Annotated in this window: 16 protein-coding genes; 6 read left to right on the top strand and 10 right to left on the bottom strand. The window is 59.9% G+C overall.

Annotated elements, in window-relative coordinates:
• Positions 1–32: 32 nt before the first annotated feature.
• Positions 33–1,232: a DUF2652 domain-containing protein gene (locus tag E5K02_RS13255; RefSeq protein WP_135395254.1), complete on the top strand. Its 1,200-nt coding sequence runs from the start codon at positions 33–35 to the stop codon at positions 1,230–1,232.
• A gap of 71 nt (positions 1,233–1,303) precedes the next feature.
• Here the strand turns inward: E5K02_RS13255 and E5K02_RS13250 are convergent, their stop codons facing one another.
• A complete protein-coding gene (locus E5K02_RS13250; protein ID WP_135395253.1) occupies positions 1,304–2,530 on the bottom strand; it encodes a Pycsar system effector family protein in 1,227 nt (408 codons plus the stop codon).
• A gap of 257 nt (positions 2,531–2,787) precedes the next feature.
• Between E5K02_RS13250 and E5K02_RS26065 the strand changes: the two genes are divergently transcribed.
• Positions 2,788–6,684 (top strand): metallophosphoesterase, encoded by a 3,897-nt coding sequence (locus E5K02_RS26065; RefSeq protein ID WP_135395252.1) that lies wholly within the window; start codon positions 2,788–2,790, stop codon positions 6,682–6,684.
• A gap of 176 nt (positions 6,685–6,860) precedes the next feature.
• Complete coding sequence (locus E5K02_RS13240; RefSeq protein ID WP_135395251.1) at positions 6,861–7,976, top strand: DUF6268 family outer membrane beta-barrel protein; 1,116 nt, start codon at positions 6,861–6,863, stop codon at positions 7,974–7,976.
• 80 nt (positions 7,977–8,056) lie between these two features.
• Here E5K02_RS13240 and ppk1 read toward each other — a convergent pair whose 3' ends face one another.
• From ppk1 to E5K02_RS13210, 6 genes are all read right to left on the bottom strand, one after another.
• Positions 8,057–10,159, bottom strand: coding sequence for a polyphosphate kinase 1 (gene ppk1, locus E5K02_RS13235; RefSeq protein WP_135395250.1), 2,103 nt, complete (start codon positions 10,157–10,159; stop codon positions 8,057–8,059).
• 76 nt (positions 10,160–10,235) lie between these two features.
• Positions 10,236–10,733: a SixA phosphatase family protein gene (locus tag E5K02_RS13230; RefSeq protein ID WP_135395249.1), complete on the bottom strand. Its 498-nt coding sequence runs from the start codon at positions 10,731–10,733 to the stop codon at positions 10,236–10,238.
• A gap of 182 nt (positions 10,734–10,915) precedes the next feature.
• Positions 10,916–12,652 (bottom strand): GEVED domain-containing protein, encoded by a 1,737-nt coding sequence (locus E5K02_RS25555; RefSeq protein WP_167856391.1) that lies wholly within the window; start codon positions 12,650–12,652, stop codon positions 10,916–10,918.
• Between the two features lie 340 nt (positions 12,653–12,992).
• Positions 12,993–14,252: a M43 family zinc metalloprotease gene (locus E5K02_RS13220; RefSeq protein WP_167856390.1), complete on the bottom strand. Its 1,260-nt coding sequence runs from the start codon at positions 14,250–14,252 to the stop codon at positions 12,993–12,995.
• Positions 14,253–14,704: 452 nt separating this feature from the next.
• Positions 14,705–16,036, bottom strand: a complete 1,332-nt coding sequence (gene hflX / locus E5K02_RS13215; protein ID WP_206025957.1) for a GTPase HflX — start codon at positions 16,034–16,036, stop codon at positions 14,705–14,707.
• 66 nt (positions 16,037–16,102) lie between these two features.
• Positions 16,103–16,450, bottom strand: a complete 348-nt coding sequence (locus E5K02_RS13210; protein WP_135395248.1) for a c-type cytochrome — start codon at positions 16,448–16,450, stop codon at positions 16,103–16,105.
• 102 nt (positions 16,451–16,552) lie between these two features.
• On the opposite strand from E5K02_RS13210, the gene E5K02_RS13205 reads away from it, so the two are divergent.
• The gene (locus tag E5K02_RS13205; RefSeq protein WP_135395247.1) at positions 16,553–17,674 is read left to right on the top strand and encodes a glycosyltransferase family 4 protein; all 1,122 of its coding nucleotides are present in this window, start codon (positions 16,553–16,555) and stop codon (positions 17,672–17,674) included.
• Positions 17,675–17,740: 66 nt separating this feature from the next.
• Positions 17,741–18,286: a dTDP-4-dehydrorhamnose 3,5-epimerase gene (gene rfbC, locus E5K02_RS13200; RefSeq protein ID WP_135395246.1), complete on the top strand. Its 546-nt coding sequence runs from the start codon at positions 17,741–17,743 to the stop codon at positions 18,284–18,286.
• Between the two features lie 78 nt (positions 18,287–18,364).
• On the opposite strand, the gene E5K02_RS13195 is transcribed toward rfbC, so the two are convergent.
• Positions 18,365–19,660: a UDP-N-acetylmuramoyl-tripeptide--D-alanyl-D-alanine ligase gene (locus tag E5K02_RS13195; RefSeq protein ID WP_135395245.1), complete on the bottom strand. Its 1,296-nt coding sequence runs from the start codon at positions 19,658–19,660 to the stop codon at positions 18,365–18,367.
• A 56-nt stretch (positions 19,661–19,716) separates the two neighbouring features.
• Between E5K02_RS13195 and E5K02_RS13190 the strand changes: the two genes are divergently transcribed.
• Positions 19,717–22,005 carry an FG-GAP-like repeat-containing protein gene (locus E5K02_RS13190; protein WP_135395244.1) on the top strand — a complete coding sequence of 763 codons (2,289 nt, stop codon included), beginning with the start codon at positions 19,717–19,719 and terminating at the stop codon, positions 22,003–22,005.
• Positions 22,006–22,077: 72 nt separating this feature from the next.
• Here E5K02_RS13190 and E5K02_RS13185 read toward each other — a convergent pair whose 3' ends face one another.
• Both E5K02_RS13185 and E5K02_RS13180 read right to left on the bottom strand, forming a co-directional pair.
• On the bottom strand, positions 22,078–22,887 hold the full coding sequence (locus E5K02_RS13185) for an amidohydrolase (protein WP_135395243.1): 810 nt from the start codon (positions 22,885–22,887) through the stop codon (positions 22,078–22,080).
• Between the two features lie 159 nt (positions 22,888–23,046).
• Positions 23,047–24,204 carry a methionine aminotransferase gene (locus tag E5K02_RS13180; RefSeq protein WP_135395242.1) on the bottom strand — a complete coding sequence of 386 codons (1,158 nt, stop codon included), beginning with the start codon at positions 24,202–24,204 and terminating at the stop codon, positions 23,047–23,049.
• Positions 24,205–24,253 lie beyond the last annotated feature (49 nt).

The raw sequence follows: 24,253 nt of genomic DNA, 5'->3' as shown, positions 1-24,253 counted from the left end.
GCTAGCCTCTCTTCGGTTTATCAGGTTTCACTATGGGTTTATTGGATGACATGCGTGCGGCCCGTCGGGCTGCTGGTAGCCGGCCTACTACCACCGGGGCGAGTGTGTCCGACGACGGCATGGTGCCCGCGCTGCTGTTCATTCCCGATATTAGTGGCTTTACGCGTTTTATTCAGGAGTCGGGCAGCACGCTGGCCCCCCAGCTTATTGCCGACCTGCTGGAAATTCTGGTGGAAGCCAATACCCTGGACATGGAAGTCAGCGAAATTCAGGGCGACGCTATTCTGTTTTACCGGCTGGGGCCCCCGCCCACGGTGCAGGAGGTCGTGACCCAGTGCCGCCGCATCTTCCTAGACTTTCAAAATTACGTGCGGCTAGTAGAGCGCGACCTGGACTCGGAGCTGAGCGCGGCCCTGCGCAGCCACGACCTTACTATAAAAATCATTGTGCACTTTGGGCAGGTCAGCGTGGCCCAGATCCGGCAGTTTACCAAGCTCATGGGGCGCGACGTGATTGTGGTGCACCGCCTGCTCAAGAACAACGTGACCGGCAACGAGTACATCCTACTTTCCGACGGCTACCTGCAAACCCAGTCGGCGGCCGACATTGCCCGCAGCTTTTCCTGGACGCGCCTGCTCCGCGGCACCTGTATCTACGACTACCTGGGCGAAATCTGCTACCGCTACGCCTACCTCTCGCCGCTGCGCCTGCTGCTCAACGACGGCGGCCCGGACAGCGGCTCCCCGCGCGGCGTGGACGGCAATGCCCTCAAGGTGATGAGCACAGTACGCGTGCCGGCGGCCTATGCCTTGCGGGTGCTGAGCAACTTCCGCCTACGGGCCCACTGGATGCCGGGCGTGAGCGGGGTGAAATACGACTTGACCAAAGCCGGGCGCCTGGGCACCAGCTACAAAGTAAACCTAAACCGGGGGCAGATTGACTTCCAGACCGTGCAGCGTTTCGAGGATGCCGACCGGATTGAGTATGTCGAGAAAATCTCCCTGTTTCGGCTGTTTCCCAATTCTTTCCTGTTCTGCTTTATTGAAGTAGTTGACGACCAGACCTGTTTCGTGACGCTGGAGTTTCGCTACGGCTACATTGCCAGTCAGCACCCGCTTATTCGCTTTGGGCAACGCCAGCGGATGCGCCGGTTTCTGGGTCATTCCATCCGGCAGTTTGCCCAGCTCTGCGAGGGAATGAACCGCACGCAGCGCCTGCCGAAAAAAAGCTAACGGACCGTTCGACGCACAGAAAAGCCCCGCTGACAGTTCAGCGGGGCTTTTCTGTGGGTTTTGCCGAGGAGTTAGGATTTGTAGAGCAGCACAATGCCGAACGACAGCACGGTCAGAATCAGGCCGACCATGAAGATGGTGTAGCTGATGCGCAGCAGCCGGTACTTGCGGGCCAGCACCTCGCCCAGGTAGTAAATGTCCGTCACCATGTTGGTGTACAGGTTGTCCTTGTTGCGCATCAGGCCGGTCATGCCGCTATGAAAGTCGTCGAGGCTGAGCTTGGTAAAGTTGCCGAAGAACAGCAGGTTCACGCGGCGGTTGGTGGCCACCTGCGGACTTTTCTTGAGCCACTTGAAGCTGGTCACGTCGGGCTGGGCCGAGAGGATGGCCGACACTACCGAGCCCAGGGCCGTAGCCAGCAGCAGGCCCATGGGTACCGTCAGGATGGGGTTGCGGGTAAAGGCCGGGCCGATGGCCGTGGTTTTGGCCCCCAGGTAGGTGATGATAATCGACATGATTACCGCGTTGAGGCTAATCATCATGCTGGCCTTTTTATCGGCCATGTCCGAGAGCTTGATGTGGTTGTTGTACGTCGTCCGGAACATCGTTTCAACGCCCCGCTTGCCTTCGGCAAAGTTGCCCTGCTCTTCCTGCTCGCGCTTTTTCTTCTTCTTTTCGGTCTTCTTCAGCAGCTTGCGCTGCTCCTTGATATTCTCCTTGAACTGCTCCTTGTAGCGGTCCTTGGCGGCATCCGTCAGAAACTTAGACGAGAGCAGAAAGTCGAGCTGGGTTTCGGCCCACTCCACGCTGTCGTAGCTTTTGCCCAGCACCGTTTCCCACTCGGCCCGCAGCAGCTCACCGTTGGCAAAGAATTCCTCCCGGCCCATGCTGCTCATGTCGGCATCGACGAGCAGCTGCTGCAACTCGGTTTTGGGCGTTTCGTCGCGGTGGGTAGCCCGGATGATGTCTTTGACCACGGCAACGCGGTCGGCGGGGTAGCCCTGCGCCTGCAGCCACTGCTCGGCCAGCTCCATGCTGCGGTATTCGTGGCCGTCGTACACTTCGGTGTAGCCCGCGTCGTGAAACCAGGCGGCCAGTACCAATGCTTCGAGGTCTTCGGGGCTCAGTTCGGTGGCTTCGCCCAGGGCCTTGGCCTCCTTGACGGTAGTAGCCGTATGCTTAAAGGAGTGGTACACGAGTGGCTTGGGTAGCTTTTCCTCAAACAGGGTCGTGATATGGGCTTTGGCCTTTTTTATGATTTCGGCCTTGGTCGGTTTTAAGGTCTCAGTGGTTTCCATGGGGCGGAAGTAGAATGGGGCCGGCAGCAATGCGCCCGTGCCCCTTATTCGGCTTAGAACGCGAATCAGAGCGTGAAGTTTTTACCAGGGCCGAGCCCAACCGTGGGCCGGCGGATTGCGTAGGGCAGCGCACAGCCCGTCAACGCCCGATGCGCGGCGCCGTATGCAGTAGTTTACGACTTTTCCCGGGCTTCGACGCGGCGCTGCTCTCCTTTCCTCTTACACTCCCGCGCTGCATTTACGTTCATTGCTTCTATATGAGAAGACCTTTTCTGCTCAGCTGCTTCCTGCTTTTACTAGGGAGCCTGAATACTGCCGTAGCCCAGAAGAAAACCCAGGCGCCCCACCCCACGCGGCCCAACTATAACCATGGCGGTGAAAACTGGGAAAGCAAAACCCCGCCCGATAGTAACCGCATCCGCTACTCTATCTTTTTGATCGGCGACGTGGGCAAGCCCATCAAGAAACAGGATGGGGGCGAACCGTCGCTGAACTTCCTGAACCAGCAGATCGTGAAGGCGGGCCCCAAGAGCACGACCATCTTTCTGGGCGACAACATCTACGAATACGGCATGCCCCGCGAAGGCGCCTACGACCGTAAAGAGTCGGAGGAGCGCATGATCGGGCAGCTCGAGTCGCTGCGCGGCTACGCCGGCGAGAAGTACATGATTCCGGGCAACCACGACTGGAAGCAGGGCCTGGCCGGGGCCGTCGACCAAGTGAACCGGCAGCAGGCCTTTGTCGAAAACTACCTGACCAGCGACTCGGCCGCCTTCCCCTTCACCGGCGACTTCTTCATTCCGCGCAACGCCTGCCCAGGTCCCTTCGAGGTGCGCCTGCAGGACGATATTCTGATGATTGCCATCAACTCGCAGTGGTTTCTGCAAACCAGCGGCGAGCGGCCCTATGGCAACAACAGCGGCTGCGGCGTAGCCAATGAAACCGACTTCTTCACCCAGCTCGAAGACATCATTCAGCGGAATCAGAACCGCAACATCATGGTCATTGCCCACCACCCGCTCTTCTCGGATGGTATTCACGGGGGCTATTTCACCTTGGCCGACCATTTCTTCCCGCTCTCCATTGTCTATAAGTACGCTTTCCTGCCCCTGCCCATCATTGGCTCGGTATACCCTTTTGCCCGCAAGTACGGCGGAGTAAGCCAGGATATTCCGCACCCCTTGTACCAGGCCTACAAGAAGGGCCTGATGGAGATTTTCAATAAATACCCCAACATCATCTACGCCGCCGGCCACGAGCACAACCTGCAGTATTTCAAGGAAGGCGCCCTGCACCACATCGTCAGCGGCTCGGGCTGCAAAACCCAGCACGTGCGGCCCGGCAAAAGCGGCGACGCCATCTTCTCGGACAAGGAAAAAGGCTGGGCCCGGGTGAATTACTACGACAACGGCGAGGTCTGGACCGAGTTCTGGATTCCGAATGACAAGGGCGAAAGCGGCCGGCTGGTGTTCCGGACCCCCCTGTATGCCAAAACCACCCAGGAGGTAGCCCAGATTCAGGAAGTGAAAAACGTGAAGCGGCCCAACTTCCAGGACAGCACCGTGACCCTGGCCGTGAACACCGACTACGACAAGCGCGGCGGCTTTCACCGTTTCCTCTTCGGCGAGCATTACCGCAAGGAATGGGCTACGCCGGTGAAGTTTGAGGTGCTGGACATGGCCACCGAACGGGGCGGCCTGGAGCCCTACAAAATCGGGGGCGGCAAGCAAACGGCTTCGCTGAAGGTGCGCAACGAGGAAGGCCGCAACTACACTTTGCGCGGCCTCAACAAAGACCCCGCGGCCGTGCTGCCCGAAGCCCTGCGCGAAGGCGCGGCCAAGGACATTCTGCAGGACCAGATTTCGGCCCAGCACCCCTTTGGGGCCTTCCCGGTAGCTACTTTGGGCACTACCGCCGGTATTCTGCACACCAACCCCAAGCCGGTGTTTATCCCGCAGGACCCCTTGCTGGGCCAGTACTACGAGCGGTTTTCGAACACGCCGGCCATGATTGAGGAGGATGCCAAGGACGACCAAAGCAACGTGGAATCCTTGGGCAACGCCGAAAACCTGGTGGGTACCGACAAGGTGATGGAGCGCCTCATCGACGACAACGACAACCGCGTCAACGAAAAGGCCTTTGCCCGCTCCCGCCTCTTCGATATGTGGATCGGCGACTGGGACCGGCACGAAGACCAGTGGCGCTGGGCTGAAACCAAGGACAAGGACGGGGACCGGAAATTCACGGCTGTACCCGAGGACCGCGACATTGCCTTCTTCAAGGGCGACGGCCTGCTGCCGTATCTGGCCTCGCGCAAGTGGGCCATCCGCAACTTCCAGAACTTCGGCTACGACTACGCCGACTACAAAGGCCTCAACTTGACGGCCCTGGCCAACGACCGGGTGTTCCTGGCCTCCGTGACCAAGGAAGACTGGGTGAAGATTGCCGAGAAGATGAAGGCCGACCTGACCGACGCCGAAATCGAAAAGGCCTTCCGTACGCAGTGGCCCAAGGAAATCTACGACCTGCACGGTCCCGAAATCATTGCCAAGCTCAAGAGCCGCCGCGACCTGCTGCCCCAGCTGGCTGCCGACTACTACGGCACGCTCAACGACATCGTGGAGGTGAAAGGCAGCTCCAAGCGCGAGAAGTTTGAGGTAGAGCGCCTCGACGGCGACAAAACCCGGGTGAAGGTGACCAAGATCAACAAGGAAGGTCAACTCACCAAGACCCTCTTCGACAAGACCTTTGACAAGGAAACCGACGAAATTCGCCTTTACGGCTTCTCCGGCAACGACGTGTACAACGTTACGGGCCAGTCGAAGGGCGGGGCGTTGCTGCGCATTATCGGCGGCACCGACCGGGACTCGATTACCGACAACTCCCGCGTGGGGGGGCTGCGTCACAAAACCCAGATCTACGACGCCGATACCGGCAACGTCATCACCGCGGGCAAGGAAACCCGCCTGCGCCTGCAGCCCGGCACCGAGGTAAGCCAGTACGACACCCACCCGCGGACCGACCGCAAAGACTATAGCCTGAACTACCTCGGTCCGGCTCTGTACTTTGGCTACAACATAGACGACCGGCTGTTTTTCGGCGGCGGCGTGACCTACCGTACCTACGGCTTCCGCAAGGCCCCCTTCTCGACCGAGCAAACGCTGGCCGCCAACTACTCGCCTTCGCAGCGCGCCTACAATGTGCGCTACAATGGGCAGTTCGTGGACGTCATTGGCCGGTTTGACCTGCGCCTGAACGCCCAGCTCTACGGCCCGCAGTTGCTCTACAACTTCTTCGGCGAAGGCAACAACTCCCAGAACCAGCTGCTGGGCTCCGACGACCGGGTGCGCAACCGCGACATTAACGACACATATCGGGTGCGCTTCTCCCGCTTCTACGTGAGCCCCGTGCTGGAGCGGGACCTGTTTAGCTTCCTCAAAGTCGGCATCGGGCCCCAATACGACCAGTTTCGGGTGGAGCAAAACGCCATCGGCAGCGAAATTGCCCGGGGCCTCAATCCTATTACCAAAAACGGTGAGAGCGGGGCGGCCCTGGGCATCCGTAGCACCGATTTCCAGCTCAACCGTTACCTGGGCGGCCGGGCTTACCTGAACATCGACGCGGCCAGCTCGCCCAAGAATCCGCGGATCGGCCTGCGCTGGTACAACGAGGTGCAGCAGAACTACCAGCTGAATGCCGAGCAGCTCAACTTTGGTCGTATCACCTCCGAATTCCGCTTCTACCTGAGCCCCAACTTCCCCTTCCAGCTCACCTGGGCCGGCCGCATCGGGGCCGCCCGCAACTGGGGCGACTACCGCTTCTACCAGGCCAACACGCTGGGGCAGTCGACCAACCTGCGTGGTTACCGCCGCACGCGCTATGCCGGCCGCGCCTCCGTGTATGCCAACGCCGAAGCCCGCCTGCAGCTCTTTAGCTTCAATGCTTACCTGGTGCCCGGTAAGTTTGGCATTCTGGGCCTGGCCGACGCGGGCCGGGTGTACTCGAGCTACGACACGCGCACCGGCATCGACGCCTTCCACACCGGTTTCGGCGGCGGCATCTGGATTGATGTGCTCAAGCAGGCCGTTATCAATGCCACGTATTCGGTAGGAGAAGAGAAGCTGGTGTTTGTCGGCTTCGACTTCCTGTTCTAGCTGCACTCCATTCGCCTAAGACGCCCCGGGTAGCTTGTGTTTAACAGGTTTTCCGGGGCGTTTTTGCCGACTTTCCTGGCCATAGTGTCCAGCTTTTTTGCCCATCCTTTTCGGCTTATCCACGTTTACAACCGGGTGTTCCGCTTCCGCGAAAATCCCGCCTTGCTCTGTTCTTCATGAAGACTCGCTACGTTTTGCCGGTTTCTCCTTTTGCTTGCCGTGCCCTGCTAACCCTCAGCCTAAGCGGCCTTGCTTTTACGGCCCTGGGCCAGGTTACGCCAACTACGCCCGTCTATCCGCTGCCCGCGCCCACCAACCCCGATTCGGTAGCACTAGGCACTACCGACCCCCAGCAGTTTGCCACCCCCTCGGTAGTGGGCATGGGACCCAGTAAAGGCCTGATTTTTCACTACGAGCGGGTGCCACGCTTCAACGTGACTTCCGCTGGGCAGACCGTGGGGCTGCGGGATTATAACACGGACGCTACCAAGAATGCCCGTTTGGTTATCAAAGGCTATATCCCGATGCTCAACCACCCTCACCTGAAGCTGATTCTGGGGGTGAACTATGAACGGGAGGAATTTCAGTTCAGCAACCGGCCTACCGGCTATGAGCTCTACGATAATATCGAAAACAAGGGCCTCAAAACCCTGGGCACCCAGCTGGCCGTTATCCGGCCGGTGAATGCGGTAAACTGGTACATCTTCCGGGTAAAAGGGGAACTGAGCGGCGACTATACCTCTTCGGAGCTCAACGTAACCGACTACCTGCGCGTGTCGTCGGAGTTTCTGTACGGCTGGAAGCGCAGCCCCACGTTTTCCTGGGGCGTAGGGGTGCAGCTGGGCTACACCTTCGGGCGTTTCAGTCCGTACCCGGCCCTGCTCTACAACCGCACCTTCAACAAGCACTGGGGTATTGAAGCGCTGTTTCCGGCCCGGGTTACGGCCCGCTACAATGCCTCGCCCCGGTCGTTGTTTTTCGCCGGTTACTCCGTGGACGGCCTCAACTACATCGTGAAGCTGCGCACCCCGTTGCAGCGGGAAGGCGCTACGCTCAACTCCCTGGAGCTGCGCGAAACGGAAGTCAAGTTTCGGGCGCGCTGGGAGCGGGAAATCTATGATTTCTTGTGGTTTGGGGTCGAGGGCGGCTATCGTTACAATTACGCTTTCGACGCCTTCGACCGTACCAACGACAACCGCATCAAAATCATCGACAGCAAGCTGGCTAATGCCCCATATGCCAGTTTGGAGCTATTCATCGTGCCGCCGCGCAAACTCCTCAAACGGCAGTAGCACCTGAGTGACGCGACCTAAAAAGGCCCGCTTCCAGAATTCTGAAAGCGGGCCTTTTTAGGTCGCGTTACTCAGGTGGCCTAGGAGGCCGCCGTTTTTTTGCGTTGTTTGCTAAGCTTACGTAAGTAAGCATACGTTTCAAACTGGGCCCGAATCTGCGGAGCGTTGGGGTCGTCCTGGCCCAGGAAGTTGTTGTGGAAGTCGCGGGACTTTACGTTGTCCTGGCGCTGCAAATCCAGCAGGTGGCGCACTTCGGCCCGGAGCTCGTCGTTATAAATCGGGAAAGCCACTTCCACGCGGCGGTCCAGGTTGCGCGCCATCCAGTCGGAGGAAGCCACGTACACTTTCTCTTTGCCATTGTTGCCGAAAACGTAGACCCGGGCATGCTCCAGGTACCGGTCTACCATGCCCCGCTGCTGAATGTTTGCGCTCTGGCCTTCGAGCTGGGGCACCAGGCAGGAGATGCCCCGGATGAGCAGCTCGATGCGCACCCCGGCCTCACTGGCCTCGTAGAGCTTCTTAATCATGCGGTCATCCTGCAGGGCGTTGAGCTTCAGAATGATGTAGGCATCTTTGCCGGCCTTGGCCAGCTTGATTTCCTTGTCGATGAGGGCATTAAGCTTTTCACGGAGCTCGAAGGGCGCCACCAGCAGGTGCTCGAAGCCTGATTTGGGCTGCCGGTCGTGGAAGTAGCGGAACACTTCGGCAGCTTCACGGGTCAGGCGCGCGTCGGCCGTGAACAGGCCGTGGTCGGCGTAGATGCCGCTGGTCACCTCGTTGAAGTTGCCGGTGCTGAAGTACGCGTACAGGCGGTTCTGGTCTTCCTCGGTGCGCGTCACGAGCAGCAGCTTACTGTGCACTTTCAGGTCCGGAATGCCGAAAATAACGTTGGCCCCGGCCTTTTGCAGCTTCTCGGCCCAGTACATGTTCGACTCCTCATCGAAGCGCGCCTTGAGTTCGACGACCACCGTCACCTGCTTGCCGTTCTTCACAGCTTTGAGCAGGGCTTTGGCTATTTCGCTCTTGGCCGATACCCGGTAGAGCGTGATGCTGATATTGGTTACCAGCGGGTCGGCGCCGGCTTCCAGAATGAAGCGCGTCACGTAGTCGAACGACTGGTAGGGCAGGTGCAGCAGGTGGTCCCGCTCGGCAATGGCAGCCAGCATCTTGCCGCTGGTGCGGGGCAGGGTGGGGTGGGGCAGCGGGGGCTGCTCCTGATACTTAAGTTGCTCCAGCCCCAGGTCGGGGAAGCCGAAAAAGTCGCGGAAATTGTGGTAGCGGCTGCCTTCTACCAGCTCTTCTTTGCCGATACCGGTTTTCTGCATCACGGCCCGCAGCACGGCTTTGGGCATTTCCGGGTCGTAGAGCAGGCGGGCTGGGTAGCCGGTTTCGCGCTTTTGCAGGCTGCTTTTGATTTTGGCCATCAAATTGCCCGATACTTCCTCCTGGATATCCAGCTCGGCGTCGCGCGAAATCTTGATGGCGTGTACTTCGACCTGCTGGTATTTCGGAAACAGCTCGGCCGCGCAGCAGCGAACCACGTCGTCCAGAAACATCACGTACCGCTCATCGCCCTGGGCAGGCAGCTCCACAAAACGGCCACCGTGGCGCTTGGTGGGCAGCTCCATTACCAGCACCCGCTCTTCTTCCAGCGCCTTCTTTTCCTTTACCGGCCGCGTAAGCAGAAACGTGAGGTACACGGTCTGGTCCTTCAGAAACAGGTGGTGCAGGTTATCGTCCAGAATGACCGGAGACAGCAAATCCTGCACTTTGTCGCGGAAATACTGGTGCACCCATTCCCGCTGGGGCTGGTTTAGCTCGTGCTCCGCAACCAGGTGAATATGCTGGCGGCCCAGTTCGGGCAGAATCTCGTTGCGGAAGGTGTCGCCAAACTCCTGCTGCTGCCGCTTGACTTCATCGAGCAGGTTTTTGAGCTGCTCGCCGGGGTCTTCCCCTAGCTTGGCGCGGGTTTTTTTCTTGAGCTTCACCAGGCGCCGCAGCGTGGCCACGCGCACCTTGAAGTACTCGTCGAGGTTGGACGAGAAAATAGCCAGAAACTTCAGGCGTTCCAGCAGGGGCACGTCGGGGTTCTGCGCTTCCTGGAGCACACGGCGGTTGAACGTAAGCCAGCTCAACTCACGGTTCAGCAGCACGGGCGGGGTACTATTTTTGGGTGATTCCATACAAGGGAAAGCAGGCTTGCGGGCAAAACAAAAGCGGGTGGACTTTCCTGCTTACGCATTCCAGGTGATCTGGTAATTACTCCGGCTGATTGCGGGGGTAGTCGTAGAAATAGAACTCGGCGTTAGCCCGGTCAATATCGGCCCAGCGTGCGGCTCCAAACTTCAGGCACACAATGGCCGACGTCGGCAGCTCGTTTAAAGGGCTGGGCGAAATCACGTTGGCAAAGTCCGTAATGGTGGGATTGTGGCCTACCAGCAATATGGAGTCGGCCGCGTCGGGCAACTGCCGCACTATCTCCAACAGATCGGGCACCTCGGCGCGGTAAATGGGGTCCAGAACCTGAATTTGCTGGTGCGGATACTCCAGCTCTTTGGCGACCAGGGCCGCGGTGCTCATGGCCCGTACCGCCGGCGAGCTGACCAGTAAATCGAGCTGAATGTTGCGCTTGGCCAGGGCTTGGCCCATGCGCGGGGCATCGGCCCGGCCCCGGTCGTTGAGAGGTCGTTCCTGGTCGCTCAAATCATCAAAGTTCCAGCTTGATTTGGCGTGACGCATCAGGTATAGGGTTTTCATACGGAGAGCTTGGCAGGGTGGGCAGGCCTCTTTACTGTTGGCCTTGCGAAATGGTTATGAAGAATGAATTACGGTTGGCTTGGGCACCAAAACAAACAAGGCCCGCCGGTTTCGGCGGGCCTTGTCGGGCAGTAGCAACGGGTAGCATCACGTAAGGCTTCGATGCCGCCCAGGCTAGCTACTTATTGCTTCACGAAGCGCTGGTGCGATACCTGCTGGCCGTCGGCAATGGTGACCATGTAGACGCCCTTGGCCAGCGAAGACACGTTCAGTTGACCATTGGCAAACTGAGCCTGCTTCATTTCCGCGCCGCGTACGTCGTACACTTTCACCGAAACAGCCGCCGCGTCGTGGTCCGAAGGAACTACTACGTTCAGCACATCGGTCGCCGGGTTGGGATACACCGAGTACTCGGTAGCACCACCCTTGCGGGCAACCGTCTCTTCCATGCGGGCCGTGCCGCCGGTAATGTTCACCGTATAGTCTTCGGTTTCGCCGTAGCTGTAGGCATTGCAGCTGGTCGTGGCCGAGTTGTCGCTCATCACCACCCGCATGCGCGTCGTACCCGACTTCGCCGTGGCGGGTACCGTGAAGCTGGAGCTGCGGGTAGCGCTAGACGTGCTGGCTGCGGCGCTTACTACCAGTTCACCGGCATCGGTGAAGACGCCGTTCTTATTGTAGTCAATGTACACTTTGAAGTACTCCGAGTAGGCCGTACCGGCAAAGCCTGCGCTGTAGCTGATAGTCTGAGTCGAGCCAGCCGCCAGGGTCGGAGCGGCCAGGGCCGTGCCGTTGTAGTAACCCGCATCCGCGCCCGAGGTGCGGGCCAAAGAGCCCAGGCCCACATAGTCGATGAACTCATAGGCGACGCTGTTGCCTTTCGAGCTGCAGTAGGTAACCGGGGTAGGCGTGGTGCCACCCCCGCCGGGAGCCGTGCCGCCTACCGAGGTGAGCAGACCCGCGCGGGCGCCACCCGAGGCAAACAGGGCATTCATACGTGCCGATTGTCCGTTCGAGAACATATACATGGCCGCGTCATCCACATAGTCCATGTAGTTCATGAACATGTCGCTCGTGTTCGAGCACGATGCCTGCGGGTAAGCCGGGGTGCCGTAGTTTTCGTCGGCTTGGTTAGGCGTATCCGATACGTTGTCGGTGCCGGTGCAAGACGTTCCATCATCCCCCCAAATGTGGTTCAGGTTCAACCAGTGGCCTACTTCGTGGGTGCCAGTGCGGCCCAGGTTGAAGGGCGCCTGCGCCGAGCCACCTTTACCGAAAGCGGTAGTCAGGATTACCACCCCGTCGGTAGAGGCGGGGCCGCCGGGGAACTGAGCATAGCCCAGCACGCCACCCGACAGGTTGCACACCCACAGGTTGAGGTATTTCGCCGAGTTCCAGGCATTCAGGCCACCCGTTGCGGTGTTCTTCATCTGGTCATCGGTGCCCCAGGAGGTTTTGGTGGTTTGCTTGCGCTCAATACCGGTCGTAGCGGCACCCGTTGGCGTCTGCTTGGCCAGTACAAACTGCACACCTACGTTGGCTACCAGGCCGGCAAAGGCCGATGGAGTCTTGGTATAGTCGGGGTTGGTTTTGCTGTAGTCCTGGTTCAGTACGTCGAGTTGGGACTGAATCTGGGCATCAGAAATATTCTGGGCGGCCGTGTTATACAGCACGTGCACCACTACCGGAATTGTTACCACGGCGTTAGTGCGCTGGGCCGCTGGATTATCCTGAAACTCCCGGGTTTGCTCTTCAATGGCGGCCCGGCGCTGGGCTAAGCTAGGGTCAGCGGCCATCTGGGCCTCCAGTACGTCGGTGGTGGCGCACTGGCGTTTGAGAAGAGTTTTCTGGGCCTGGGCCTCCGAGGCTAGTCCGAGCCCAAGGCAAGCCAAGGCTACTGCGTAAAAGGTTTTTTTCATGCGAAATGAAAGGTTTGGTTGTGGAAAGAGAGAACGAGGGCACCAATGTATTGAAAATTTGAGCAGTAAAGAACCATATAGATGTAATATTTGTAATTTTTTCACTGAAACATTTCCACTTGCCTAACGTAGCAGCGGCTTTGCTCGTGAGTTTCGCAATACTGATAAGCTGCTGAATCAACTTATCCGGAAGGAGGTAGTTCTCGTTTCCAACGCAGAGTGGGCACAAAAAAGAAAAGCCCACCGATATCGGTAGGCTTTTCCGGTGAGTGAAGTTCAGATCTTAGGTCAGAGGACTAACAGGCGCTGCAACGGCTGCTAGCGCTGCTAAGATAGGACTTTATTGCTTTTCGAAACGCTGACGAATGGTCTGTTCTCCGTTGGAGAGGGTCATCTGGTAGAGACCCTTGGGCAGCTGGCCTACCGACACCTGGCCTTGGCCGTTGTAGCGGGCCTGAGACATTTCGTGGCCGCGCAGGTCGTATACCTTTACCACCCACGAGTTTTGGCTCTGGGGCAGGGTCAGATTCAGCACGTTATCAGCTGGGTTCGGGTACAGGGCTACATCCGAAGTCGTGGTAGCGGCCACCATGCGGGGGGCCGTGCCGCCCAGGGAGGTCGTCAGGCCCACGCGGGCACCGCCCGCCGAGAACAAGGCATCCATACGAGCCGACTGACCGCCGGTGAACATATACATGCAGGCATCATAGGTGTAGTCCATGTAGTTCATCGACATGTCGCCCTGGTTGCCGCAGGTTACGTGGGGGAAAGTAGGGCAGCCGCCATTGGAGGTTTGCTGGGTAGGGGTATCGGCTACCAAGTCATTGCCGCAGGTGGCATCACCCCAGATGTGGCGCAGGTTCAGCCAGTGGCCAACTTCGTGGGTAGCCGTGCGGCCTTTGTTGTAGTTGCTGGCCGTGCCGCCGGGTACCGAAGAGTACAGGCACACCACCCCATCGGTAGCCGCCGCGCCGCCGGGGAACTGGGCATAGCCCAGCAGGCCCTGGCCGAGGTTGCACAGCCACAGGTTCAGGTATTTGTCGCGGGGCCACGCATCACTACCGCCTTTGCTCGTGTATTTCACAAAGTCGTTGCTGCTGAACGAGCGGGTTTTGGTCGACCGGCGGACAACGCCGGTTGTAGCGGCACCGTTGGGGTCGCGCTTGGCCAGTACAAAACGCACATTGGTGCCGGCGGCTACACCGGCAAAGGCGGCTGGAATCAGGCTGGCGTCGCTGTTGGTTTTCGCAAAGTCTTCGTTCAACACCCGAATCTGGGCATCAATCTGCGACTGGGGCACGTTCTGAGCAGTGGTATTATACACCACGTGTACGACCACCGGGATAGTCACAATGGCATTCGTGCGCCGAGCCGTGGGGTTGGCTACTACTTCCGCTGTATGACGCTCTACGTCGGCCATACGCCGGGCCAAGGTGGGGTCGGCCGCCATTTGGGCTTCCAATACTTCCATCGTAGCGCACTCGCGCGTTGGCGCGGCAGGGGCCCGATCAATAGACAACATGTGCTGATCCTGGCCTTGTGCTGTAAGAGTACCCAGCCCGAGACAGGCCAGAGCAATTGCGTAAAGGTTTTTCTTCATGTGATAGGGAGGAAGGTTTGGTGAGAGAAGAGTGGAATGAGTCTCAATGTAAAAGCCTTATATGTAACTCCCTATTTTTGGTTGCGTTTATTTTGTTAAAATAATAAAATAATGGTCTTTTAATGATATAAATTGTGCTATATATGCCTATTGGTTGCGAATGTTGCAAAATATAGGCCGATATGTTTTTGCCCTGTTCTGCTTGCTGTACGCGGGATTCAGAATAGTATTACCCACCAAATGAAGGCGTGCAGATCCGGGGCGGGCGTTTACTGGTCTTCCCACTTACGCAGATAATCCCGCGTGAATAGCCAGGCGGTGGCGGCTGAGCTGCCTTAGTACGCTCCTAGGTTTTGCCCCAGGCTCCAGGCTTACAAAAGCCGGGGTAGAGCAAACAAAAGCCGCCCGAACGAAACGTCCGGGCGGCTTTTGTTTGAACGGCAACGAGTTAGTTATTCCGCCTCGTCATACGATTGATAGGGGTAGCGCTGCTCCTGCAGTACGGCCACGTGGCGCACGAGTAAAGCCCGTAGCTCATCGATATTCTGCCGCTCCTGGGCCGAAATAAAGATTACCGGGTCGTGCATCTTGGCCATGTAGCTGGCCTGCAGCTGCTCCAGGGTGGGGCGGGGCTCTATATCCTCATCCACATTCATGCCCTCGAAGCCGCCGTGGTGCTCCTCCTGTCCGGTGTCGTACCGGTCAATCTTGTTGAAGACCAGTAGCATCGGTTTGTCGGCCGCCTCGATGTCCTTGAGCGTGTCGTTGACAACGGCAATCTGGTCTTCGAAGGACGGGTGGGAAATGTCTACTACGTGCACGAGCAGGTCGGCCTCCCGGATTTCGTCGAGCGTGCTTTTGAAACTTTCAATCAGGCGGGTGGGCAGCTTGCGGATAAACCCTACCGTGTCGGAAAGCAGGAAGGGCGTGTTCTCGAGTACTACTTTGCGCACCGTCGAGTCGACGGTGGCGAAAAGCTTGTTTTCGGCAAACACGTCGGAGCGGCTCAGCAGGTTCATAATCGTGCTTTTGCCCACGTTGGTATAGCCTACCAGGGCCACGCGCACCATACCCCCGCGCGCCTTGCGTTGGGTGTTGCTTTGCTTGTCGAGTTCCTTGAGCTTGTCCTTGAGCAGGGCTATCCGGTCGCGCACTACGCGCCGGTCAGTCTCGATTTCCGTTTCCCCCGGTCCGCGCTGACTCACGCCCCCACCACGCTGCCGGCTCAAGTGCGTCCACAAGCCCGTGAGGCGGGGCAGCAGGTACTGGTACTGGGCCAGCTCCACCTGGGTGCGGGCCGTGGCCGACTTGGCCCGGCTGGCGAAAATGTCGATAATCAGCAGGCTGCGGTCCACGATTTTGACTTGCAGCTCGGCTTCGAGGTTACGCAGCTGGGAAGGCGAGAGGTCATCGTCGAAAATAACCATGCTGGCCTGGGTGTGCTGCACGTAGGCTTTGATTTCCTCCAGCTTACCCTCCCCCACAAAGGTGCGGATGTCGGGCTTTTCCAGGCGCTGCACAAAGCGTTTGGTGACCTTGGCCCCGGCTGTTTCGGCCAGAAAAGCCAGTTCGTCGAGGTATTCCTGGGTTTGACTGTCGGGCTGGCGCTTATCGGGCACGGCCACGAGTACGGCCGTTTCCTGTTCCAGGGCCGTGTCGTAGGTGCCTTCTTTGTTGGCCTTGGCCAGAATGCGGCCGACGCGGCCACTGACCCCATCAACGGCGCCGGGGTGGCGGGTACTATTGCCGGGCTTACGGCCTTTGGAGGCGGGTTTGTTAGCCATAGAATTGCGGTGGGTGCTAAGAAAAAAGCGGCAGGGGTGCCGGGGTGAACAACCGGGGCGGGCCGCCTATTTCAGGGTAAGAGAATAGGCCACGACCTGCTGGATCTGTTCTTCCGTCAGCTGATTTTTAAAGGAAGGCATCTTGCCCAGGCCCTGGGTTACCATATACACGCGGCCGGTGGCATTCAGGTTGCTCTTGGTCAGGTCGTGGGCGCCGTTGAGGCCGAGTTTGCCGTCGGGGCCGTGACAAACGACGCAGTTTTGCGTATAGAGGGCTTTTCCGGGCAGCTCGGCGGTAGGTGGCGGGGCGGCAGCGGCCGTTTCTTCGGGCTCGGAGCTGCCCGCCGAAGAACAGGCGCTACCCAGCCCAAAGAGGGCCAGCGCGGAAAAAAGAAAAGAGGCAAAGCGAATCATAGGGCGAAGGTAAGCAACCCGGCCAGGGTGGCTGCTGCTTATTTTTTGCCAATACCCTAACCTGACCTGCTACCTTTGCGCCCCGAATCCCGAATCTGCCCCATGCGCGTTGCCATTGTTATTAATACTTCCTGGAACATCTGGAATTTTCGTCGGAGCTTAGTCAAGGCTCTGCAGGCAGCCGGGCACGAGGTGCTGGCCATAGCCCCGCCCGACGCCTATTCCGAGCGGCTCGAAACCGAGCTGGGCTGCCGCTACGTGCCGATTCTGATGGAAAACAAGGGCACCAACCCCGTAAAGGATGCCCTGCTCACGCGCCGGTTCTACACTATTTACCGCCGCGAAAAGCCCGACGTGGTGCTGCAGTACACCATTAAGCCCAACATTTATGGCACCCTGGCGGCCAAGCTGGCCGGCATTCCGAGCGTGAACAACGTGTCGGGCCTGGGCACGGTGTTCATTGTGCAGAACCTGGTGAGCAAAGTGGCCCTGGGCCTGTACCGGTTTGCGTTTCAGTTTCCCAAGCGGGTGTTTTTCCAGAACGGCGACGACCGGCAGCTGTTCTTGCAACACGGCCTGGTGCGCGCCGACATTACCGACCTGCTGCCCGGCTCGGGCGTGGATACCAACCGGTTCCGGCCCGCGGCCGAGTTTGTGCGCCACGAGCCGTTCACCTTTCTGATGATAGCGCGGGTGCTCTACGAAAAGGGGGTTGAGGAATATTTCGAAGCAGCCCGCATCGTGCGTGATGCCTTGCCCGGCACCCGTATTCAGCTGCTCGGCGGCGTGGATGAGTCGGGCAACATCGGGGTGAAGCGCGCCGTATTCGACCAGTGGTTGCAGGCCGGCCACATTGAGTACCTGGGCACGTCCGACAACGTGGCCGAGCACATCCAGCGCGCCGACTGCGTGGTGCTGCCCTCGTACCGGGAAGGCACACCCAAAACCCTGCTCGAAGCTGCGGCGATGGGCAAACCCATCGTGACGACGGACGTGCCCGGCTGCCGCGAAACCGTGGTCGACGGCGTCAATGGCCTGCTCTGCCAGGTGCGCGACGCGGCCGACCTGGCCCAGAAAATGCTGCAGGTGCAGCGCCTGTCTACGGCCGAGCTTGAGGCCATGGGCAAGGCCGGCCGGCAGCTGGCTGAGCAAAAATTTGATGAGCAAATTGTCCTCGATAAGTACCTGCGTATCGTAGAGGCCGTTGGTTTGGGCAAACGCTAGCCCGCGTTTCTGCCTACCTTGCCCCCTCGAAAACCGTGGTTTCGTATCAATAACCTCTCTCCCTGAATGGAAATTAAGCACCACGCTCTGGCTGGCGTAATCGAGTTTACGCCCCGGGTATTTGGCGACGCGCGCGGCGCCTTCTTTGAGTCTTTCAGTGCCCGAATTATGCAGGAGGCCGGCGCCGTCGGTGAGTGGGTGCAGGATAATCAATCCAGCTCGGGGGTGGGCGTGTTGCGGGGCCTTCACTTCCAGCGGCCTCCCTACAGCCAGGCCAAGCTCGTGCGGGTGGCTACCGGCCGCGTACTGGACGTGGTAGTAGACTTGCGCCGCTCATCGCCCACTTATGGGCAGCACGTGAAGGTGGAGCTCGACTCGCGGCGCTGCAACATGCTCTACGTGCCCACCGGCTTTGCCCACGGCTTTATGGCCCTGGAGGAAAACACGCTGTTTCTGTACAAGTGCACCGACTACTACACGCCCAGCTCGGAAGGCGGCCTGCTCTGGAACGACCCAACCCTGGCTATCGACTGGGGCATTGAGGCACCGCTCGTGTCGGACAAGGACCGGATGCTGCCCGCATTCGCCGGCTTCGACACGCCTTTCGCGTAAGATCCTTCGTTAGGGTAGCCCAGTAAAAAAGGCCGGCAGAAGTACTTCTGCCGGCCTTTTTGCTGCTATACTCAATGGCTATACCAGCGGCAGCAAGGTTTCCAGGCCCATGCCGCGGGAGCCTTTAATCAGAATCTGCTGGCCGCTGAGTGGGTTGGCTTCCAGCCACTGCGCGGCTTCGGCTTTGGTCGGGAAATGGTGAAAATCGGGGTGCAAGGCCGCGTAGCGCATATCCGCGCCGCAGAGCAATACCGTGTCAAAAGCCTGGGCGGCCAGCAGTTCACCCAGAGCCCGGTGCTCGGCCTCACTTTCCTGACCTAGCTCAAACATGTCGCCCAGAATAACCACCTTCTTCGGGGGCGCAGGGCGGGCGGCAAAGCTGGCCAGGGCGACGGCCATCGACGAGGGGTTGGCGTTGTAAGCGTCCAGAATGACCTCGTTGCGGCCGGTGCTTACCAACTGGGAGCGGTTATTGGTCGGCGCGTAGCCGGCCAACGCTGCCGCAATATCCGCCGTTGGCACCCCAAAGTGCGCCCCGACGGCGGCAGCGGCGGCCAGGTTCGGGAAGTTGTAGCCGCCCGTGATTTGCGCTTCTACCACCGTGCCGTCGAAGAGGTGCAGCACCACATTGGGGGCCGCTGCCCGCAATTCGGCCGGGTAGGTATCCGCCGGGCCGGGGTAGGTGATACGCTTGGCTACGGGCGCGGCCAGCGTCGGCAGCTTGGCGTCGGCCGTGTTGACGAAGGCCGTGCCCCCGGTAGACGCTAAAAAGTGGAACAGCTCCCCTTTGCCCTTGGCAATGCCTTCCACGCCGCCGAAGCCTTCGAGGTGGGCCTTGCCAATGTTGGTAATCAGGCCGTGGGTGGGCTCGGCCAGGCGACTCAGCAAGTCGATTTCGCCCTGGTGGTTGGCGCCCATTTCCACAATGGCCAGCTCATGCTCGCCGGGGCGAATACTAAGCAGCGTCAGCGGAACTCCGATGTGATTGTTGAGGTTGCCTCGGGTGTACTGCACGGCATAGCGGCGGCTCAGTACCGCGTGTACCAGTTCTTTGGTCGTGGTTTTGCCGTTGGAGCCGGTGATGCCGATAACCGGAATAGCCAGCTGCCGCCGGTGGTGGTGGGCTAGGCCCTGCAAGGCTAGCAACGGGTCGGGGGCGTAGGTGTAGCGGTCGGGGGCCGAAGCCGCCAGCTCGGCATCGTCGACCACGGCGTAGCGGGCTCCTTTGGCTAACGCCTGGGCGGCAAAGTCGCGGCCCCGGAAGGACGGGCCATTCAGGGCCACAAACAACGTGTCGGTCTGGTCCTGGCGCGAGTCGGTGCTGACGGCCGCGCACTGCTGAAACCGGGCGTATAAAGCCGCTATATCTTGCATGCTGATTGTGCGTAACTTGGAAGTACTTTCGTTCTGCTGTAAACCGTGAATAACCTATGCGACAACCCTTATTTAACTTGCTATTTCTAGGCGTGTGGCTCGGGTTGCCGCTGGCGGCTACGGCCCAAACTCCATTTGGATTTGAGTACCGGTCGGTGGCAAAAGTAGTACACGGCACCGATACCCTGCGCACGCCCTGGGTGGGGGGACTAAACACGACCCAGTTCTCTTCCATCGACCTGAACGGCGATAATCAGAACGACCTCTACCTCTTCGACCGGCAGACGCGGCGCTCCTATACCTACCTGAACGAGGCGCGGCCCGGTGGCGGCCGGCAGTGGCAGTACGCCCCCGATTACCAGTCGCTGTTTCCGACCGACCTCGCCAACTGGGTGCAGCTCCGTGACTACGATTGCGACGGCCGCGCCGACATTTTCACGATGGGGGCCATCAGCGGCAGTATCCGGGTGTATCGGAATGTGGCCGGCGCCGGGGGACGGCCCACGTTTCAAAAGGTCAGCGACGAGCTGGAGTTTTTCGACCCCGGCCCGAACGGGGGCATGATCAACATCAACACCGGGGGCTACAACATGCCCGCCATTGAGGACGTGAACGGCGACGGTCGGCTGGACATTGCCACCTTCAACTACATCAACAGCACCACCGTCCATTACTTCGTCAATACCAGCACGGCGGCCTGCGGCGGGTTGGCCTTTCAGAAAAGCACCGAGCGCTGGGGCGGCCTCAAGACCTGCTATACCAGCTGTACTTCCTTCGTATTCGGCGCCGACGAATGCCGCAGCCTGCTGCGGCCCAACCATACCAGCGGCAACAACCTGCTGCCCATCGACCTGGACGGGGACGGAGACAAAGACCTGCTCACAGCCCGCGACAACTGCCCGGAGCTGGTACGCCTGACCAACGAAGGAACCCCGGCTACGGCCCGCTTCACGGCGGCGGGGCAAAGTACCAACTTCCCGGCCGCAGCCCCGCTGCGCCTGCCTAACTTTCCGGCCCCGTACTCCCTGGATCTGACCTTTGACGGCCGCCCCGACCTGGTCGTGACCCCCAACGTGTTCGACCACCTCGACACCATCGATACGCACCAGAATGTGTGGCTCTATGAAAATACCAGCACCACGGCCGTGCCCAACTTCGCCTTCCGGCAAAACGACTTCCTGCAGCGCGACATGCTCGACGTGAGCGACAAAGCCGCCCCGGCCTTTGGCGACCTGACCGGCGACGGGTTGAAGGATATGCTCATCGGGGGCGTGAGCCGCACCACGGCCAACGGGTTTTATCGGGCCTCGCTGTGGTTGTACCAAAACGTGGGCACCGCGGCCAAACCTGTCTACAAGCTCATCACCAACGACTACCTGGGCTTGTCGGGCGAGAAGTACGGTTCGTTGCGCCCGTCGTTAGTCGATTTGAACCGGGACGGGGCCCTGGATCTGGTGTACTCGGCCTTCACGCTGCGCAACAGCTCCTACAACTTCATTGCCTACGTGCTCAACACGGCCCCGGCCAACCAGGCCGCCGTCTACAACCCGGCCGCGCCGGTGCTGCTGGAAAACGTGCCGGCCCGAGTGTACGATACGCCCTGCTTTACGGATGTAGACGGCGACGGCAACGTGGATATGCTGCTGAGCACTAACACCAACTCCAGCGACTTCCCCGGGCAAGCGTTGCGCTATTACCGCAATACCGGCACGCAGCCCCTGAGTCGGACCTTTGTGTTGGTCAATGGCGACTACGGGCACATTCGCACGCCTACCGACGAGCGGCCCAACAACCTGGCCGCCACCGTAGCCGACTTCGACGGTGACAATCAGCCCGACCTGGTCACGATAGACGAGCTGGGGACGCTGCACTTTTTTGCCAATTTCCGCAACCAGAACACTATTTTCCTGGACCGCACCGACGTGCTGTACAACACGACGCTGGCCCGCTTTGAAAACTTGGAGTTGGGTTCGCGCATCGAAAACCTGTATACCCTGGCTTCCGCCGACGTCAACAACGACGGTACGCCCGAGCTATTTGTGGGCACCGAGGACGGGGGCGTGGTGGCGCTGGGCGTGCGGGGCCTGGTGCTGGGCACCAAAACGGCTGCCCAGGCGCTGGCGCTAAGCGTTTATCCTAACCCGGCCACGACAACCGCTACCATCGAAACGCCCCGGCCGACCCGGGTTGTGGTGCTGGATATGATGGGGCGCCACGTACGCACCGAAGCAACCTTACGCCAGCGCCATACCCTGGAACTGAGCGGCCTGGCGGCGGGCGTGTATCTGGTGCAGGCCGAGGCCGCCAATGGCCAAACGGGTGTGCAGCGGCTGGTGGTGCAATAAACGATTAGTTCGGCTGAAGCACAAAAAGCCCCCGGCGCTGCGCCGGGGGCTTTTTTAATGCGTCGAGGCTGGTTATGCCTGGTGCGTCAGCTCCGAAACGGGTTGGCCCAGCGAGAAGGTATCGGCATCATTCAGGGCCGGGAAACGCTCCCGGAAGGCTTCCAGGTCGGCGCGGCGCAGGGTGCGGGTGATGCTGGTTTCGTGGTTGCCGACTTCCACCAAGTATTCTCCGCGCATGTCGAGCAGGGCCGAGTCGCCGGCGTAGGCCAGGCTGTTGCCGTCAATGCCGACAACGTTCACTCCCATGGTGTAGGCCAGGTTTTCGATGGCGCGGGCCCGTAGCAGCGTTATCCAGGCTGTGCGGCGCGCCGCGGGCCAGTTGGCCACGTACAGTAGCAAGTCGTAGGGCTGGCTGGCGAGGTTGCGGCTCCAGACCGGGAAGCGCAAGTCGTAGCACACCAGCGGGCAGATGCGCCAGCCGCGCCATTCTTCCACCAGCCGCTCATTGCCGGCCACGTACACTTCCCGTTCGCCGGCCATGCTAAACAAGTGGCGCTTGTTGTAGTAGCTCAGCGTGCCATCGGGCCGCACCCAGAGCAGGCGGTTGAAGTAGCGGTCCTGCTCCCGGATGATCAGGCTGCCGGTCACTACCGCGTCGCGGGTGGCGGCCAGCTGCTTCATCCAGGCCACGGTGGGGCCATCCATGGTTTCGGCCAGCGTGGCGGCTTCCATGCTAAAGCCGGTCGTGAACATTTCCGGCAGCACAATCAGGTCCGTCGGAATGGAAATCTCCTCGATGTGCTGCCCCAGCTCGGCCCAGTTGGCGGCCGGGTCTTGCCAGTGCAGGGAGGCTTGAACAAAGGATACGGTTAAGTCAGACACGCGCAGTAGGTTGAGGTAGTGAGAAATAGGGCAGGGCTTCTACTGAGGAATATACTGCTTCTGAAAAGAAAAATGCAAGCTGTTTTCCGATAGATCCTATTATTTCCCCGTCCTGGGTTAAACAGCAATATCGCCAATAAATTGACTTTGCCCGCCGCGTTACAGCTGCCGTAGTCGTTCGGCGGCCTGGGTTAGAGTTTCATCACGCTTCGCAAAACAGAAGCGAATCAGGCCGTGGTCCTGGGCGTGGTGGTAAAAAGCCGAAACCGGAATGACGGCCACCCCGAACTCGCGGGTGAGCCGTTGGGCGAAAGCCAGGTCGCCTTCGTCGGAAATGTGGTGGTAGCGGGCCAGCTGAAAGTAGGAGCCGGGCGTGGGCAGCAGCTCAAATCGGGAGCCCTGCATGAGCTGGCCAAACAAGTCGCGCTTGTGCTGGTAGAAAGCCGGCAGGGTGGTGTACTGCTCGGCGTCGGCCAGCACGTCGGCCAGGGCGTGCTGGGCGGGCGTGCTCACGGCAAACGTCAGGAACTGGTGGACGCGGCGCACCTCGGCCGTGAGCGGGGGCGGGGCAATGCAGTAGCCTACTTTCCACCCGGTTGCATGGTAGGTTTTGCCAAACGACGACAGCACGAAGCTGCGCTCGGCCAAGTCCGGAAACTGCAGGGCGCTGGCGTGGCGCTGCCCGTCGAATACCATGTGCTCGTACACTTCGTCGCTGAGTACGAGTGTGGTGGTATCGGCCAGCAGCTCGGCCAGGGTGGTCAGATCCTGGGCCGTGAGCACAGCGCCGGAGGGGTTGTGCGGGGTGTTGAGCATCAGCAGGCGCGTGCGCGGCGACAGGGCGGCTTTCACCAGGTCCCAATCCGGGGTAAACTCGGGCACCCGCAGCGGCACGTAAACGGGGATACCGCCCTGCAGCCGGATGGCCGGCCCGTATAAATCGTAGGCCGGCTCGAGCACCACTACTTCGTCGCCGGGACGCACTACGGCGGCCAGCACGGCGTACAGGGCTTCGGTAGCCCCGCTGGTAACGGTAATTTCGGTGTCGGGATTTGGGGCGGCTACCCCGTTGACGGCCGCCGTTTTGCGGCTGATGGCCTCGCGCAGGCGGGGTAGGCCGGGCATGGGCGCGTACTGGTGGTGGCCGGCGGTGCGGGCGTGGCGGGCCAGGGCTTCGGTCAGCGCCTGGGGTGGGTCGTAGTCAGGAAATCCCTGGGCCAGATTGATAGCACCACACTCGGCCGCCAGCTGCGACATAACCGAAAAAATGCTGGTGCCCACATCGGGCAGTTTAGAGGGGATAGGGGGAAGGGGCATAGGCAGGTAGATGTACCAACGACAAGAAACGAAAGGTCGCCCCGCAAAG

The organism is Hymenobacter metallicola (assembly GCF_004745645.1).
GTDB classification, from domain to species: Bacteria; Bacteroidota; Bacteroidia; order Cytophagales; family Hymenobacteraceae; genus Hymenobacter; species Hymenobacter metallicola.
The sequence above is the reverse complement of the archived record's forward strand: the minus strand, read 5'-3'. Positions and strand labels throughout refer to the sequence as shown.

Excerpts from the sequence above, each read along its gene's own strand:
- rfbC (WP_135395246.1), top strand. The coding sequence starts at position 17,741 with ATGGAAATTAAGCACCACGCTCTGGCTGGCGTAATCGAGTTTACGCCC.
- E5K02_RS13195 (WP_135395245.1), bottom strand. The coding sequence starts at position 19,660 with ATGCAAGATATAGCGGCTTTATACGCCCGGTTTCAGCAGTGCGCGGCC.
- ppk1 (WP_135395250.1), bottom strand. The coding sequence starts at position 10,159 with ATGGAATCACCCAAAAATAGTACCCCGCCCGTGCTGCTGAACCGTGAG.
- E5K02_RS13250 (WP_135395253.1), bottom strand. The coding sequence starts at position 2,530 with ATGGAAACCACTGAGACCTTAAAACCGACCAAGGCCGAAATCATAAAA.
- hflX (WP_206025957.1), bottom strand. The coding sequence starts at position 16,036 with ATGGCTAACAAACCCGCCTCCAAAGGCCGTAAGCCCGGCAATAGTACC.
- E5K02_RS26065 (WP_135395252.1), top strand. The coding sequence starts at position 2,788 with ATGAGAAGACCTTTTCTGCTCAGCTGCTTCCTGCTTTTACTAGGGAGC.
- E5K02_RS13255 (WP_135395254.1), top strand. The coding sequence starts at position 33 with ATGGGTTTATTGGATGACATGCGTGCGGCCCGTCGGGCTGCTGGTAGC.
- E5K02_RS13190 (WP_135395244.1), top strand. The coding sequence starts at position 19,717 with ATGCGACAACCCTTATTTAACTTGCTATTTCTAGGCGTGTGGCTCGGG.
- E5K02_RS13220 (WP_167856390.1), bottom strand. The coding sequence starts at position 14,252 with ATGAAGAAAAACCTTTACGCAATTGCTCTGGCCTGTCTCGGGCTGGGT.
- E5K02_RS13230 (WP_135395249.1), bottom strand. The coding sequence starts at position 10,733 with ATGAAAACCCTATACCTGATGCGTCACGCCAAATCAAGCTGGAACTTT.
- E5K02_RS13210 (WP_135395248.1), bottom strand. The coding sequence starts at position 16,450 with ATGATTCGCTTTGCCTCTTTTCTTTTTTCCGCGCTGGCCCTCTTTGGG.
- E5K02_RS13205 (WP_135395247.1), top strand. The coding sequence starts at position 16,553 with ATGCGCGTTGCCATTGTTATTAATACTTCCTGGAACATCTGGAATTTT.
- E5K02_RS13180 (WP_135395242.1), bottom strand. The coding sequence starts at position 24,204 with ATGCCCCTTCCCCCTATCCCCTCTAAACTGCCCGATGTGGGCACCAGC.
- E5K02_RS13240 (WP_135395251.1), top strand. The coding sequence starts at position 6,861 with ATGAAGACTCGCTACGTTTTGCCGGTTTCTCCTTTTGCTTGCCGTGCC.
- E5K02_RS25555 (WP_167856391.1), bottom strand. The coding sequence starts at position 12,652 with ATGAAAAAAACCTTTTACGCAGTAGCCTTGGCTTGCCTTGGGCTCGGA.